Source organism: Bacillus cereus group sp. MYBK220-1 (assembly GCF_051916445.1).
GTDB classification, from domain to species: Bacteria; Bacillota; Bacilli; order Bacillales; family Bacillaceae_G; genus Bacillus_A; species Bacillus_A cereus.
On record NZ_JBQAGQ010000006.1, the window covers coordinates 144,996 to 160,106 of the forward strand.

Below are 15,111 nucleotides of genomic sequence, written 5' to 3' on the forward strand. Positions count from 1 at the left end.
ACCCATCATTAATAATAACGAATTTTCGACAGAAAGGGAAGAATAGCATGATTAAAACAAATGAAATTAAGCAAAAAGATGCATTATTAGAAGAGATTACCGATTATGTATTAAATAAAGAGGTTACTAGTGCAGAAGCATTCAGTACAGCTCGTTACGTATTACTTGATACACTTGGATGTGGAATTTTAGCACTGCAATATCCAGAATGTACGAAATTACTAGGACCAGTTGTGCCAGGAACAATCGTGCCAAATGGTACACGTGTACCAGGTACGTCTTATGTACTAGATCCAGTAAAAGGTGCATTTAATATCGGATGTATGATCCGTTGGTTAGACTATAACGATACTTGGCTTGCAGCAGAGTGGGGACATCCATCTGATAACCTAGGCGGAATTTTAGCAGTTGCAGATTATATTAGCCGTGTTCGTATTTCAGAAGGAAAAGAAGCTTTAAAAGTACGTGAAGTATTAGAAATGATGATTAAAGCACATGAAATTCAAGGCGTGCTTGCTTTAGAAAACAGCTTAAACAGAGTTGGTCTTGACCATGTATTATATGTAAAAGTAGCAACAACTGCAGTAGTTGCGAAAATGCTTGGCGGAACACGTGAAGAAATCTTTAATGCATTATCACATGCGTGGATTGATAATTCTAGTCTTCGTACATATCGTCATGCTCCAAATACGGGCTCACGTAAATCATGGGCTGCAGGTGACGCAACGAGCCGCGGTGTTCATCTTGCAATGACTGCTCTAAAAGGTGAAATGGGTTATCCAACAGCATTATCTGCGCCAGGATGGGGATTCCAAGATGTATTATTCAATAAACAAGAATTAAAATTAGCAAGACCACTAGAGTCATATGTAATGGAAAATGTATTATTTAAAGTGTCATATCCAGCAGAATTCCATGCACAAACGGCTGCAGAATGTGCAGTGAAGTTGCATCCGGAAATTAAAGAGAGATTAGATGAAATTGACCGTATTACAATTACAACTCATGAATCAGCAATTCGTATTATTGATAAAGAAGGTCCATTAAATAACCCAGCTGATCGTGATCATTGCTTACAATACATTACGGCAATTGGTTTATTAAAAGGAGATATCGTTGCAGACGATTATGAAGATGCAGTAGCAAACGATCCACGTGTAGATGAATTACGTAATAAGATGGTTGTTGTTGAAAACAAACAGTACAGTTTAGATTACCTTGACCCGAACAAGCGCTCAATCGCCAACGCTGTTCAAGTTCACTTTAAAGATGGCACAGTAACAGAAAATGTGGAATGTGAATATCCGCTTGGTCACCGCTTCCGTAGAGACGAAGCAATTCCAAAAGTTGTTCAAAAATTCACTGCAAATATGGCAGGTCATTATTCTAGTAAGCAACAAGAACAAATTCATGAAGTTTGTTTAAATGAAGAAAAACTAGAAAATATGAATGTAAACGAATTTGTAGATCTATTCTTAATTTAATAATAGGGGGGAATTTAGAATGGCTTGGGTTGTGAAAAAGCAGTCAACACAAGAGGAGCTTGCGAATCGATTCCGAGCTTTAGTAGAAGCAAATGAAATTTTGCAAATTCCAGGTGCTCATGATGCAATGGCAGCTCTTGTTGCGAAAAATACAGGTTTTTCAGCTCTTTATTTATCAGGAGCTGCTTATACTGCAAGTAAAGGCTTACCAGATTTAGGTATCGTGACGTCTACTGAAGTGGCTGAGAGAGCAAGAGATTTAGTAAGAGCTACAGACTTACCTGTTCTTGTTGACATTGATACAGGATTTGGTGGTGTACTAAATGTGGCGAGAACAGCTGTAGAAATGGTGGAATCGAAAGTAGCAGCTGTCCAAATTGAAGATCAGCAATTACCCAAAAAATGTGGACATTTAAATGGTAAGAAACTTGTTACTACAGAAGAATTGGTTCAAAAAATTAAAGCGATTAAAGAAGTTGCACCGAGCTTATACATTGTAGCACGTACTGATGCTCGTGGCGTTGAAGGATTAGATGAAGCAATTGAAAGAGCAAATGCATATGTAAAAGCAGGTGCAGACGCAATTTTCCCTGAAGCGCTTCAATCAGAGGAAGAATTCCGTCTATTCAATAGTAAGGTAAATGCACCTTTGCTTGCGAATATGACTGAATTCGGAAAAACTCCATATTATAGTGCAGAGGAATTTGCGAATATGGGTTTCCAAATGGTTATTTATCCTGTAACTTCACTTCGCGTTGCAGCGAAAGCGTATGAAAATGTGTTTGCTTTAATTAAAGAAACAGGTTCTCAAAAAGATGCACTTTCTAATATGCAAACGAGAAGTGAATTATACGAAACAATTTCATATCATGACTTTGAAGAGTTAGATACTGGTATTGCAAAAACAGTATTATCAGAAGATCAATAGATAAAGCAGCGAAGGCGATGAAAATACATCTTTGGCAAAATAAAATGCTTGATGTGAAAAATCATCGCCTTCTATTTTCAAAAAAGATATTCCACTCATCGTAGACGAGCATAAGCAAAAAGCTATGAAAGCCGAATGATAGGGGGATACATATGGAGAAAACGAAGTTACCATGGGATGAATTTTTTTCACTTAATAAAGATATAAATCATACTTACTTTACACCAGAAGATTTTTCAGGTGATGAAGATTTAATCGCAAAAACGACAGAACAATTCGTTAAACAAGAAATTGTTCCACAAATGGAGAATATTGAACAACATAACTATAAAGTTTCTCGTCAATTATTTGAGAAAGCTGGGGAACTTGGATTATTAGGCATTGAGGTACCAGAAGATTATGGCGGGTTCGAGTTAGGAAAGGCTGTCTCAGGTCTTGTAGCAGAGAAAATGGGTTACGCTGGTGCGTTTAGCGTTTCTTTTAATATACACGCTGGTGTCGGTACATTGCCTTACATATATTATGGAACGAAAGAGCAAAAAGAAAAATATTTACCGAAAATCGCATCGGGAGAATGGATTGGGGCTTATGCTTTAACAGAGCCAAATGCTGGTTCGGATGCATTAAGTGCAAAAACAAGCGCCGTATTGAATGAAGAGGGAACAGCTTGGAAGTTAAATGGTGAGAAGCAATGGATTACAAATGCTCATATGGCAGATGTATACGTTGTTTTTGCGAAGACAAATAAAGGAATGACAGCGTTTATTGTCGAAAGAACATGTGAAGGTGTATCTATTGGATTAGAAGAAAAGAAAATGGGGATTAAAGGTTCTTCAACAGCGACTCTTATTTTAGAAGATGTTGTCATCCCTGCTGAAAATGTTTTAGGGGAAGTTGGGAAAGGGCATCACGTAGCCCTTAATATTCTTAACTTTGCTAGACTTAAACTTGCTTTTGGAAATATTGGAACAGCAAAACAAGCAATTGGTTTGTCGGTTCAATATGGAAAAGAGCGAAAACAGTTCCAAACGGAATTAGTAGACTTTACGATGATTCAAGAGAAAATTGCAAATATGATCATTGCTACATATGGAGCCGAAAGTGCAGCTTATCGTACGGCAGGTGTAATCGATGAAGCAATTCATGAGAGCGATGAAGATCTTATGAAGAAAATGTCCCAATTTGCAATTGAATGTGCACTAAATAAAGTAAATGCTTCTGAAACACTTGCTTATATCGTAGATGAAGCTGTACAAATTCATGGTGGTTACGGTTATATGCAAGAGTATGAGGTAGAACGATTATATCGTGATGCTAGAATTAGTCGTATTTTTGAAGGAACGAACGAAATTAATAGATTAACAGTTGCTAAAATGCTAATGAAGCAAATCGAACAATTAGAAGATACTGAAGTAGAAAGTGATGTAGCAAATGTAGAAAGAAACCATCGTTACATTTTATTAGCGAAAAAATTGTTGAAACAATCTTTGAAAACGCTCTCTAAAACTCCAGGCCTAAAAATTGACCAAGAACAAGAATATTCACGTGTAATTTCAAATATGTTGACGGACGTGTACGTCATGGAATCAGCATTTTTACGTACGAGAAAAGCGGTACGTAAAAATGGTGAGGAAAAAGAACGTACGAAGCAATTAATAACGGATGTTATTTGTGAAGAAGGATACCGTAAAGTAGAAGAAGCGACGATTTCTGTACTTTCAGCAGCTGTCACAGAAGAACAAGATAGACATGTGATTTTAGCTGAAATCCGTCAATTATTAGTGCCTTTATACACGAACGTATTTACGAAGAAGAGAGAAATTGCGAAAGCTATTATAAATCGCGGGAAATATATTGTGTAAATAGGAGGAAAGCGATATGAAAAAGATTGGTTTTATCGGTTTAGGTAACATGGGCCTTCCAATGTCAAAAAATCTAGTTAAATCAGGTTACACAGTATATGGCGTGGACTTAAATAAAGAGGCGGAAGCGTCCTTTGAAAAAGAAGGCGGAATTATCGGTCTATCAATCTCAAAACTAGCAGAAACATGTGATGTAGTTTTTACAAGTTTACCTTCACCTCGCGCTGTTGAAGCGGTATATTTTGGAGCAGAAGGATTATTTGAAAATGGTCACTCGAATGTAGTTTTCATTGATACAAGTACGGTATCGCCGCAGTTAAATAAACAGTTAGAGGAAGCTGCAAAGGAAAAGAAAGTAGACTTTTTAGCAGCACCTGTGAGCGGTGGTGTAATCGGAGCCGAAAACCGTACATTAACGTTTATGGTTGGTGGATCAAAAGACGTATATGAGAAAACGGAATCTATCATGGGCGTACTAGGCGCGAACATTTTCCACGTTAGTGAGCAGATTGATAGTGGTACAACTGTTAAGTTAATTAATAACTTATTAATTGGTTTTTATACAGCTGGTGTGAGTGAAGCTTTAACATTAGCGAAAAAGAACAATATGGATTTAGATAAAATGTTTGATATTTTAAATGTAAGTTACGGTCAAAGTAGAATTTATGAACGTAATTATAAAAGTTTTATAGCACCTGAAAACTACGAGCCAGGATTTACTGTGAACTTATTGAAGAAAGATTTAGGATTTGCAGTTGACTTAGCTAAGGAAAGCGAACTCCATTTACCGGTAAGCGAAATGTTATTAAACGTATATGACGAAGCGAGTCAAGCTGGATATGGTGAAAATGATATGGCTGCTTTATATAAGAAAGTTAGCGAGCAATTAATTTCTAATCAAAAATAAATTATACAAAGGAGAGAATACAATGATTACAACTGAAATTAAACGAGTAAAAAATCACATTAACGGTGAGTGGGTTGAATCGACAGGTACGGAAGTAGAAGCAGTTCCAAATCCAGCGACTGGAAAAATTATCGCTTACGTTCCATTATCTCCAAAAGAAGATGTTGAAAAAGCTGTTGAAGCGGCAAAAGCAGCATTCGAAACATGGTCTAAAGTACCAGTTCCAAATCGTTCAAGAAATTTATATAAATATTTACAGCTATTACAAGAAAACAAAGATGAGCTTGCAAAAATCATTACGCTAGAAAATGGTAAGACGCTAACGGATGCAACAGGTGAAGTACAGCGTGGTATTGAAGCGGTAGAACTTGCAACATCTACGCCAAATTTAATGATGGGTCAAGCACTTCCGAATATCGCTAGCGGAATTGATGGATCGATTTGGCGCTACCCAATCGGAGTTGTTGCTGGCATTACACCGTTTAACTTCCCGATGATGATTCCGTTATGGATGTTCCCACTTGCAATTGCTTGCGGTAATACATTCGTATTAAAAACATCTGAAAGAACGCCACTTTTAGCGGAGCGACTTGTAGAATTATTCTATGAAGCAGGTTTCCCAAAAGGCGTATTAAATTTAGTGCAAGGCGGAAAAGATGTTGTAAATAGCATTTTAGAAAATAAAGATATTCAGGCTGTTTCGTTCGTTGGCTCTGAGCCGGTAGCTCGTTACGTATATGAAACAGGTACGAAACACGGAAAACGTGTACAAGCGTTAGCAGGTGCGAAAAACCATGCGATTGTAATGCCAGATTGCAATCTTGAGAAAACAGTACAAGGTGTAATTGGATCTGCATTTGCAAGTAGTGGAGAGCGCTGCATGGCATGCTCAGTAGTAGCAGTAGTGGATGAAATTGCTGATGAATTTATTGATGTATTAGTAGCAGAAACGAAAAAATTAAAAGTAGGCGATGGCTTTAACGAAGATAACTATGTTGGACCATTAATCCGTGAATCTCATAAAGAGCGCGTTTTAGGCTATATTAATAGCGGTGTAGCAGATGGGGCAACTTTATTAGTAGATGGCCGTAAAATTAATGAAGAAGTTGGAGAAGGTTACTTTGTAGGTGCGACAATCTTTGATGGCGTGAATCAAGAAATGAAAATTTGGCAAGATGAAATTTTTGCTCCAGTATTAAGTATTGTACGTGTTAAAGATTTAGAAGAAGGTATTAAACTAACAAATCAATCTAAATTTGCAAATGGTGCGGTTATTTATACGTCAAATGGTAAACATGCACAAACATTCCGTGATAACATCGATGCTGGTATGATTGGTGTAAACGTAAACGTTCCAGCACCAATGGCATTCTTCGCATTTGCAGGAAATAAAGCTTCATTCTTTGGTGATTTAGGTACAAATGGTACAGATGGCGTTCAATTCTATACACGTAAAAAAGTTGTAACTGAGCGCTGGTTTTAATATAGAGTAAACAACCAAATCAGTTATTAGATGAAAACCACCACTATTAATAGTGGTGGTTTTCGTCTTGTTAATTATTTTTTTCAAAAGCTAGTTTAATACCAAATCCAATTAGGACGACTCCTGTTAGCCCTTGAATATAACGTTGCGTCTTCGGTTTTTTCATAAAAGCACTAATTTTATCAATTAAAAATATATAAAATGCAAACCAAATGACTGTTAAAACGAGGTAAGTAAGGCCCATTACAAGAAGTTGGATAAATGTATTATGATTTGGATTTAAAAATTGTGGTAAAAAAGTTAAAAAGAAGACTGCTACTTTAGGATTTAATAAATTTGTAAGAAATCCTTGGCGAAAGCAAGAAGTATGTTCGTTTTCATTATTCAAAGATAGATCATTTGTATCTAAGTTTTCTTTGTTTCTTACTGCTAAAAGGGCTTTAATACCGATATATATTAAATAGAGAGCCCCAACGTACTTGAAAATAGAAAATAAAAGAGCTGACTTTACAATAAGTGCAGAAAGACCAATTACAGCAGCTAAAGTATGAATTAATAGTGCAATACATGTACCAAACACTGTTTTCACTCCACCGACTTTACCAGCAACCAATGTATTTTTCGTAGCCATTGCTGTATCTGGACCAGGTAAAATGATGAGGCAAATAGACATAATGATGAAAAGAAGATAATTTTCTATCATAGCCGTCCCTCCTTTTTATTTTTAGAATATTTGATTAAAATCAGTGTAGCACAAAAATGGATTTAATAAAATTAAATTTTATTAAAAATAATTAAATAGAAAAGACTATATAGTAGCTCTAATTACACTACTATATAGCCTCGATTTTATACCGCTATTTGCGGGTAGTAAGATTTTCACCGCACAAGATTTAGCTGAAGAAAAGAAGTTAGGTGGGGGATGAACAAAACCTCCCCTCATGACAATTTCATTTTATGCATTAAGTAAGTTAAAGAAACGATTCACATCTTCTTCTGAAACGTCACTTAACTGTTTATATTTATAATTCGGATTTTGATCTTTATCAACGACAACGGAGCGTACTCCCTCGAAGAAATCTTCATGTCTCATGAAATTTTTAGCAAGTATAAGGTCCGTAGCGAAACATTCTTCAACGGATTTATCTTTTCCATCAATAAACTGTTTTAATGTTACTTTTAGTGAAATAGGGGATTTTGATAACAGTGTTTCTTTCGTTTTTAGAGCAAAGGAACTTTCATCTTTCTCCAATGAATGGATGATTTCTTCAATTGTATCGAAAGCAAAATGTGAATTGATTACTTCTAATGAAGGAGCAAGCTCGCTTTCTAAGTTTGGAGCAGTTGCAAATGTACGAATAACTTCTTTTAAATTAGTATGTACATCATCTTCTTTATGCCAATTTACACTTTCAAGTTCAGTAAGAAACTCTGGTAATGAATCAGATGTCATAAAGTAATCAGCAGCATTAATAAATAATACGTCAGAAGCTTTTAAAATAGATGCTGTTAAAGCAACGAATCGTCCTGTATATCCAGGCGCTTTATTTAAGAAATATGCAGCTCCGACGTCTGGGAAGAAGCCGATATTCATCTCTGGCATTGCCCATTTCGTACGCTCAGTTACAATGCGATACTTCGCACCATTTGTAAGACCGACACCACCGCCCATTACAATTCCATCTAAACAAGCAATAATCGGTTTTGTATATTGATAAATATATGTATCAATTTCATACTCTTCTTCAAAAAAACGTTCTGCATGTTGCAATGCCACTTCATTGGAACGCGCTTCATAAAGAGTTTTAATGTCGCCGCCTGCACAAAAACCTTTTGTGCCAGCTCCTTTTAACACGATAAGTGCAATACGCTCATCGTGTTCCCACTCTTTAAGTTTTTGTCCGATAGGTTGTAACATGTCATAAGATAAAGAATTAAGTGCTTTTGGACGGTTTAAAGTAATTGTCGCAACGCCGTTTTCACTAACAGAAAATAAAACTTGTTCAGTCATAATGCATCCTCCCTTACATATCTTCTTATTCTTAATTCTTGATATGTACTGAAATGTCCTTTATAAATTTTGTCAAAAGTTGACGGTAAATATTAATTTGGTCACTGCATATTTTGACGAGTTATCTTTGCAGGATTTCAGAGACTGAGGGGGAATATTACAACATTACTGTAAGTGTAATTATTTGAAGTTATAATGATAAAAGCGCTATTATATAGGTGTGAAATGTTCATTATCAATTTTAAAAGTGTGTTTGAAGAAAAAATAAATCGTACAATTGTAATAAAAAATTTTACACTGAATTAGAAATAGAGAAAGGAGAAATCGGAATGCCAGGACCTTTACTATTGTCGGTTATTATTTTGTCTTTTTTAATGATAGGAATAACGCAGTATTTTCATCATACAGATACGACAGAAGAAGTGAAGGATAAAGTACGTCTCGTATTTCCGATTTTTATAATATCTATTTCATTCTGTATTTTATTAAATAAAGATGGCTACATTGTCGCAGTGTTCTCATTTTTCGTCGCAATCGTCTTAATTACCGTTTTATATTATGTAATGAAAGACTTTATACAAAAATAAAGATGTCACAATAGGCATTTTTATTTTGGGGAAAATATAAAATTTCACATACCGTATTTTATATAAAATACATAAAGCATATAACAATAGAAAAGTGTGTACTTTGCTGTGTATGTACTTGTCAATCTTGCATAGCCACTATACTATTAAAATGTAGAGATTATAAAAAGGGGTTGTATCTATCATGAAATTTGAGATGCACACAAAAATTATTTCAAATGAAAAAGAAGTAAGATTACATATTGAAGAAAATATATTTCAATTAATATTGGATGGTTATCACTTATTTACAGTTCAAGAAATATTGCCTTTATATAAATCAAATGAAGAAAGAATTGGAAGTGCAACGATATTGAAGCTAGAGTGGGAGAACGGAAAAACTACAATAAACTATCAACTCGTTTCACTAAAATCAGTAAATTAAAAGGAGTAGAAAAATATGAAGTTATTTCATACAGCGGATTGGCATTTAGGAAAGCTTGTTCATGGCGTGTATATGACTGAAGACCAAAAGATTGTATTAGATCAGTTTGTACAGGCTGTTGAAGAAGAAAAACCAGATGCTGTAATTATTGCAGGGGATTTATATGACCGAGCAATTCCACCTACAGAAGCAGTAGACTTATTAAATGATGTGCTGCAAAAAATAGTTATTGATTTACAAACACCAGTTATTGCAGTAGCTGGTAATCATGATAGTCCGGATCGTATCCATTTTGGAAGTAGTTTAATGAAAAAACAAGGATTACATATTGCAGGTCAATTTCAATTCCCGTACGAACCTGTTGTACTAAATGATGAATATGGAGAGGTTCACTTCCATCTAATACCGTATGCAGACCCAAGCATAGTGAGGCACGTGCTGAAAAATGAAGACGTACGTTCTCATGATGATGCGATGCGCATTTTTATGAATGAGCTCTCTGAAACGATGGATAAAGAAGCTAGACATGTATTTGTTGGACATGCATTTGTAACTTCTTCAGGAGAAGCGGAGGAGAATACAAGTGATGCAGAACGACCACTTTCAATTGGTGGTGCTGAATATGTAAATAGTCATTATTTTGATAAGTTTCATTACACAGCGCTTGGACATTTACATCAAGCGCATTTCGTACGTAATGAGACCATTAGATATTCAGGTTCACCACTTGCCTATTCAATTTCTGAAGAGAAACATAAAAAAGGTTATTACATTGTAGAACTGAATGAAACTGGTGAAGTAGCAATTGAAAAAAGGTTACTTTCACCACGTCGTAAAATGCGAACAGTAGAAGCGAAAATAGATGAATTATTACAGCACCCAGTAAGTGAAGATTACGTATTTGTAAAATTATTAGACGAAAACCCTGTCTTACAGCCAATGGAGAAAATACGATCTGTATATCCAAATGCAATGCACGTTGAAAGAGCGATGCAAAGGCGAGAACTCACAGATACAAATGAAGTAACGGTTTCAAGACATAAAACGGATGATTTATCTCTTTTAAAGGCTTTCTATAAAGAAATGAAAGGGTTAGATTTATCAGAAGAGAAAGAACGCCTATTTATAGATGTATTACAAACAGTGCAAGAACGGGAAGGTGAACGAGGATGAGACCGATTCAGCTTATTATGACAGCATTCGGGCCATATAAACAGAAAGAAGTAATCGATTTTGAAGATCTTGGAGAACATCGTATTTTCGCTATTTCTGGGAATACGGGAGCTGGAAAAACAACGATTTTTGATGCGATTTGTTATGTGTTATATGGTGAGGCTAGTGGAGAAGAACGTAGTGATACGAGCATGCTTCGAAGTCAATTTGCTGATGATAATGTTTATACAAGTGTTGAATTAACCTTTCAGTTAAAAGGGAAACGCTATGAAATAAAACGACAACTTGGACATAAAAAACAAGGGAATAAGACCATTACAGGACATGCAGTAGAATTATATGAAGTTATTGATGGAGAAAACGTTCCAGCCGTCGATCGTTTTCATGTAACAGACGTAAACAAAAAAGTGGAAGATTTAATTGGGTTAAGTAAACATCAATTTAGCCAAATTGTTATGTTACCCCAAGGGGAATTCCGAAAACTATTAACATCTGAGACGGAAAACAAAGAAGAGATTTTACGTCGTATTTTTAAAACGGATCGTTATAAATTAATGCGTGAGTTACTTGATCAAAAGAGAAAACAATGGAAAGATGTCTTGCAAGAAAAACAAAAAGAGAGAGAGCTCTATTTCCGTAATGTTTTTAAATTACCAATCCGTGATGGAGCATTATTAGAGACATTAGTGGCACAAGAACATGTAAATACGCATCAAGTAGTAGAAGCGTTAGAACAAGAAACAACCGTGTATAAAGCAGAGGTTGAGCAATTACAAGTAGAACAAGATGTTCAAACGAAGCAATTAAAGGATGCAGAAACACGTTTTCATGCAGCAAAATCTATAAATGAGAAATTTATAGATTTACAACAAAAGAATGAGAAATATAACACTTTACAAGAGAACCGTGCAGCAATTGAAAGGAAAGAAAAATCCTTTAAACGTGCGGAACAAGCAAAGCGCTTATTACCATTTGAACAATGGTATGAAGAAGCGATGGAAAATGAGCAGAAAGTTGAAAGTTTGTTAAAACAGATAATTGTCAAACAAGAACAGATAATGAACAGCTTTGAACTTGCTAAGGAGAAGTATGAAGTAGTAAAGAATAAAGAAGCTGAACGAGAAGAGGCTAAAAAACTTGTTCAAAGATTAGAAGAGTTACAAGCAATCATTGAATCATTAGCTGAGAGAAAGCTGAATTTACAAAATGCCGAAATTCAAATAGGGAAATTAAAAGAAAGTATGCAAAAGTTAGATCAACAACTAGAAGAGCATACAAACCAAAAACAGAGAATGTCTGATGAATTGCAGCAATTAGAACAAGCACTTGAGCAATATGTAGCTAAAGTAGAAGAACTAACGAATATGCGAGAAGATGCAAAAGTTTTAAAGCAAGCATATGATGTTTGGCAAGAAAAACAAAAATTCGAGCAAGAAAAAGAAGCGGCAACTAATAAAATGCAAGTGGCAGTTCGTGCATATGAAAACATGGAGCGCCGCTGGTTAAGTGAACAAGCTGGTATATTAGCTCTTCATTTACATGACGGTGAATCTTGTCCGGTATGTGGTAGTACGAATCATCCACAAAAAGCTACAGAGCAAAGTAATGCGATCGATGAAAGAGAGTTAAACGATTTAAGAGATAAGAAGAACATTGCTGAAAAATTACATGTGCAAGTAGAGGAGAAATGGAATTTCTATCGACTACAATATGAACAAGTGATAGAAGAAGTTGTGAAGCGCGGCTACAATTCGGAAAAATTAGCTGAAACATATAGTGCACTTGTTCAAAAAGGAAAACAATTAGCTGCAGACGTGAATACGTTAAAAGCAAGTGAAGAAACACGTAAGCAGATTGCTGCGAACATGAAAAGCGTAGAAGAAAAAATAGAAGAACTTCAGAAACAAAAACGAGAAGTGGAAACAATGCAGCACCGTACAGAAATGGAGTGTATGCAACTTCGTACGTCATATGAACATGATAAACGAAATATTCCAGAAAACTTACAAACAGTACAAGCTTGGAAAGCACAGTTTGACCAAGCTATGCAGGAACTTAGGTTAATGGAGGACGAATGGAAGAAAGTGCAGGAAGCGTATCAGCATTGGCAAAATGAAAATATACGTATTCAAGCTGAACAAAAAGGTGCTTCTAATCAATTTGAAAATGCAAAATTAAAGAAAGAAGAGACTTTCGCACGCTTTATGAAAGAGCTAGAAGAAAGTGGGTTTACAGATCAATTCACGTATAAAGAAGCCAAATTAAGCGATGCTGAGATGGAGATGTTACAAAAAGAAATTCAAGGTTATTATTCATCGCTTGAAGTACTTGCAAAACAAATTGAAGAGTTAAACTCAGAATTAAAAGATAAAGAGTATATGGATATTACATCTTTAGGTGAACACATAAAAAATCTAGAAATTAATCTTGATATCATTAAAGAAAAACGTCAACGTGCGCAAAATGCGGTAACATATATTTCTGATTTACATGAAAACATTAGACGTATTGACGAACAAATTCACGAGGAAGAAAAAGCCTTCCAAGAACTTGTTGATTTATATGAAGTAATGAAAGGTGATAACGAAAGTCGTATATCATTTGAACGTTACATCTTAATTGAGTATTTAGAACAAATCGTTCAAATCGCAAACGAACGACTACGTAAATTATCAAATGGACAATTTTATTTAAAACGAAGTGAGCGAGTTGAAAAAAGAAACCGTCAAAGTGGATTAGGTTTAGATGTGTACGATGCATACACTGGTCAAACACGCGATGTAAAAACACTATCCGGCGGAGAGAAATTTAACGCATCACTTTGCTTAGCTCTAGGAATGGCAGATGTCATTCAAGCATATGAAGGTGGTATTTCCATCGAAACGATGTTCATCGATGAAGGGTTCGGTTCATTAGATGAAGAATCATTAACGAAAGCAGTAGATGCTTTAATTGACTTACAAAAATCAGGACGATTTATCGGTGTCATTTCACACGTTCAAGAGCTGAAAAACGCAATGCCAGCTGTATTAGAAGTAACGAAGCAGAAGGATGGGTGTAGTCAGACGCGGTTTGTGGTGAAGTAAGCTTAAAAAATGGAGTAGGGAATCTACCGATACTTTTAGTGTCATATGTATGAATAATAAAACGTCGTCTCTTCATATTGGAGGCGACGTTTTATTTTATAAAATATCTATGAATTATCTGTAGAAGGCGGCGTATTCTCCAAACGATTATAAGCTTTAAAAGCTGAAATTGCTGAGATAACCCCGCCTACTAAAAATAAAGTCGATCCTCCAACTAAGATGATACGACTGACATATGTTTCCCGTGCTTCTTCGACTTCTTCTTGTAACGCTGTAGGCATATGAATCCTCCCTTTATAAAAGTTGTTTTATAAATAGTATATACAAACGCCTAAAATGTGTTAAAATAACTGATGATTTTATGCAGTGGGTAATTAGATGAGTAGGATGCGAGTGGCTAAGTAAATCTTCATCACAAATTTATGTGAACTTCACATAGAGCACATATTAACATTGTATTATGTATATGTACCAAATAAATAAATAAAGTAAATGTAAGTTCTGTTTTCAAAAATTTAAAATCCTTTTATTTCTATATGAAAGTTTTAATCAAGGGTTTTAAAAAATTTGGAAATAGATCTTATGAATATGGAATTCATATAAAAGGGGAATGTCTTATGACAACATATACGAGTGAAATGAGAAAAACTTTAGTTTCAGAAGAAGATGTAGATATTTTAAAAATTATGGCGCATCCAATCCGACTGCAAATTGTAAATGAATTAAGTACGAGAAAAACTTGTAATGTAACACAATTAACAGAGTTACTGAATATTCCGCAATCTACTGTTTCACAACATCTATCAAAAATGAAGGGTAAAGTGTTACGAGCAGAGAGAAGAGGTTTAGAAATTTATTATCATATTAACAATTTAAAAGCGAGTAAGATTGTTAATGTTTTAGGGTATATAAACTAGTGAAATATTTTTATATAAAATAGCCCCTGCTGTTGAGCAGGGGCTATTTTGTGTTGTTTTATGTATTTGTATTTAAAACTTTATAGTTTTTATGATTTACAATTGTTCGATCAAATTCAAAAGTACCACCGCTTACATTTGTAATTTCAACTAAGACCGATTCAGTATAAAGTTTTAATACAGATCCTGTAATCTTTAAATTATTTCGTTGAAAAAGTATAGTATCCCCTACGTTTGCTTTCATAGTAC

14 protein-coding genes are annotated in these 15,111 nt (G+C 35.0%); 10 read left to right on the forward strand and 4 right to left on the reverse strand.

Annotation, left to right across the window (positions count from 1 at the left end; all coding sequences use genetic code 11):
- Positions 1-47 precede the first annotated feature (47 nt).
- The 5 genes from prpD (at position 48) to ACTFRU_RS22500 (ending at position 6,664) form a co-directional block, all read left to right on the forward strand.
- Positions 48-1,484, forward strand: a complete 1,437-nt coding sequence (gene prpD / locus ACTFRU_RS22480; RefSeq protein WP_000598123.1) for a 2-methylcitrate dehydratase — start codon at positions 48-50, stop codon at positions 1,482-1,484.
- Positions 1,485-1,503: 19 nt separating this feature from the next.
- Positions 1,504-2,412, forward strand: a complete 909-nt coding sequence (gene prpB / locus ACTFRU_RS22485) for a methylisocitrate lyase (RefSeq protein WP_440037873.1) — start codon at positions 1,504-1,506, stop codon at positions 2,410-2,412.
- A gap of 152 nt (positions 2,413-2,564) precedes the next feature.
- Entirely contained in the window at positions 2,565-4,274 is a 1,710-nt protein-coding gene (locus ACTFRU_RS22490; protein WP_000415992.1) for an acyl-CoA dehydrogenase family protein, read from the forward strand.
- Between the two features lie 16 nt (positions 4,275-4,290).
- Complete coding sequence (locus ACTFRU_RS22495; RefSeq protein ID WP_000719409.1) at positions 4,291-5,181, forward strand: NAD(P)-dependent oxidoreductase; 891 nt, start codon at positions 4,291-4,293, stop codon at positions 5,179-5,181.
- Between the two features lie 22 nt (positions 5,182-5,203).
- Positions 5,204-6,664: a CoA-acylating methylmalonate-semialdehyde dehydrogenase gene (locus ACTFRU_RS22500; RefSeq protein WP_000633344.1), complete on the forward strand. Its 1,461-nt coding sequence runs from the start codon at positions 5,204-5,206 to the stop codon at positions 6,662-6,664.
- A gap of 70 nt (positions 6,665-6,734) precedes the next feature.
- Here ACTFRU_RS22500 and ACTFRU_RS22505 read toward each other — a convergent pair whose 3' ends face one another.
- Together ACTFRU_RS22505 and ACTFRU_RS22510 are read right to left on the reverse strand one after the other, a co-directional pair.
- Positions 6,735-7,367 carry a LysE family translocator gene (locus tag ACTFRU_RS22505; RefSeq protein WP_000572360.1) on the reverse strand — a complete coding sequence of 211 codons (633 nt, stop codon included), beginning with the start codon at positions 7,365-7,367 and terminating at the stop codon, positions 6,735-6,737.
- 252 nt (positions 7,368-7,619) lie between these two features.
- A complete protein-coding gene (locus ACTFRU_RS22510; protein ID WP_000139776.1) occupies positions 7,620-8,675 on the reverse strand; it encodes an enoyl-CoA hydratase/isomerase family protein in 1,056 nt (351 codons plus the stop codon).
- A gap of 329 nt (positions 8,676-9,004) precedes the next feature.
- Between ACTFRU_RS22510 and ACTFRU_RS22515 the strand changes: the two genes are divergently transcribed.
- From ACTFRU_RS22515 to ACTFRU_RS22530, 4 genes are all read left to right on the forward strand, one after another.
- Positions 9,005-9,262 (forward strand): hypothetical protein, encoded by a 258-nt coding sequence (locus tag ACTFRU_RS22515; protein WP_001119404.1) that lies wholly within the window; start codon positions 9,005-9,007, stop codon positions 9,260-9,262.
- A gap of 184 nt (positions 9,263-9,446) precedes the next feature.
- Positions 9,447-9,686, forward strand: a complete 240-nt coding sequence (locus tag ACTFRU_RS22520) for a DUF2584 family protein (protein WP_000667346.1) — start codon at positions 9,447-9,449, stop codon at positions 9,684-9,686.
- 15 nt (positions 9,687-9,701) lie between these two features.
- Positions 9,702-10,859: an exonuclease SbcCD subunit D gene (locus ACTFRU_RS22525; protein WP_000765150.1), complete on the forward strand. Its 1,158-nt coding sequence runs from the start codon at positions 9,702-9,704 to the stop codon at positions 10,857-10,859.
- Positions 10,856-13,945 carry an SMC family ATPase gene (locus tag ACTFRU_RS22530; protein WP_266002475.1) on the forward strand — a complete coding sequence of 1,030 codons (3,090 nt, stop codon included), beginning with the start codon at positions 10,856-10,858 and terminating at the stop codon, positions 13,943-13,945. The genes ACTFRU_RS22525 and ACTFRU_RS22530 overlap by 4 nt, the downstream gene beginning before the upstream one ends.
- Before the next feature lie 107 nt (positions 13,946-14,052).
- On the opposite strand, the gene ACTFRU_RS22535 is transcribed toward ACTFRU_RS22530, so the two are convergent.
- Positions 14,053-14,226 (reverse strand): hypothetical protein, encoded by a 174-nt coding sequence (locus ACTFRU_RS22535; protein ID WP_001141668.1) that lies wholly within the window; start codon positions 14,224-14,226, stop codon positions 14,053-14,055.
- Between the two features lie 336 nt (positions 14,227-14,562).
- On the opposite strand from ACTFRU_RS22535, the gene ACTFRU_RS22540 reads away from it, so the two are divergent.
- The gene (locus ACTFRU_RS22540) at positions 14,563-14,862 is read left to right on the forward strand and encodes an ArsR/SmtB family transcription factor (protein WP_000214801.1); all 300 of its coding nucleotides are present in this window, start codon (positions 14,563-14,565) and stop codon (positions 14,860-14,862) included.
- Between the two features lie 58 nt (positions 14,863-14,920).
- Here ACTFRU_RS22540 and ACTFRU_RS22545 read toward each other — a convergent pair whose 3' ends face one another.
- Positions 14,921-15,106, reverse strand: coding sequence for a YkvS family protein (locus ACTFRU_RS22545; RefSeq protein WP_000646793.1), 186 nt, complete (start codon positions 15,104-15,106; stop codon positions 14,921-14,923).
- Positions 15,107-15,111: the final 5 nt, after the last annotated feature.

Coding starts and splice junctions, on each gene's coding strand:
- prpD (WP_000598123.1), top strand. CDS start 48: ATGATTAAAACAAATGAAATTAAGCAAAAAGATGCATTATTAGAAGAG.
- prpB (WP_440037873.1), top strand. CDS start 1,504: ATGGCTTGGGTTGTGAAAAAGCAGTCAACACAAGAGGAGCTTGCGAAT.
- ACTFRU_RS22490 (WP_000415992.1), top strand. CDS start 2,565: ATGGAGAAAACGAAGTTACCATGGGATGAATTTTTTTCACTTAATAAA.
- ACTFRU_RS22495 (WP_000719409.1), top strand. CDS start 4,291: ATGAAAAAGATTGGTTTTATCGGTTTAGGTAACATGGGCCTTCCAATG.
- ACTFRU_RS22500 (WP_000633344.1), top strand. CDS start 5,204: ATGATTACAACTGAAATTAAACGAGTAAAAAATCACATTAACGGTGAG.
- ACTFRU_RS22505 (WP_000572360.1), bottom strand. CDS start 7,367: ATGATAGAAAATTATCTTCTTTTCATCATTATGTCTATTTGCCTCATC.
- ACTFRU_RS22510 (WP_000139776.1), bottom strand. CDS start 8,675: ATGACTGAACAAGTTTTATTTTCTGTTAGTGAAAACGGCGTTGCGACA.
- ACTFRU_RS22515 (WP_001119404.1), top strand. CDS start 9,005: ATGCCAGGACCTTTACTATTGTCGGTTATTATTTTGTCTTTTTTAATG.
- ACTFRU_RS22520 (WP_000667346.1), top strand. CDS start 9,447: ATGAAATTTGAGATGCACACAAAAATTATTTCAAATGAAAAAGAAGTA.
- ACTFRU_RS22525 (WP_000765150.1), top strand. CDS start 9,702: ATGAAGTTATTTCATACAGCGGATTGGCATTTAGGAAAGCTTGTTCAT.
- ACTFRU_RS22530 (WP_266002475.1), top strand. CDS start 10,856: ATGAGACCGATTCAGCTTATTATGACAGCATTCGGGCCATATAAACAG.
- ACTFRU_RS22535 (WP_001141668.1), bottom strand. CDS start 14,226: ATGCCTACAGCGTTACAAGAAGAAGTCGAAGAAGCACGGGAAACATAT.
- ACTFRU_RS22540 (WP_000214801.1), top strand. CDS start 14,563: ATGACAACATATACGAGTGAAATGAGAAAAACTTTAGTTTCAGAAGAA.
- ACTFRU_RS22545 (WP_000646793.1), bottom strand. CDS start 15,106: ATGAAAGCAAACGTAGGGGATACTATACTTTTTCAACGAAATAATTTA.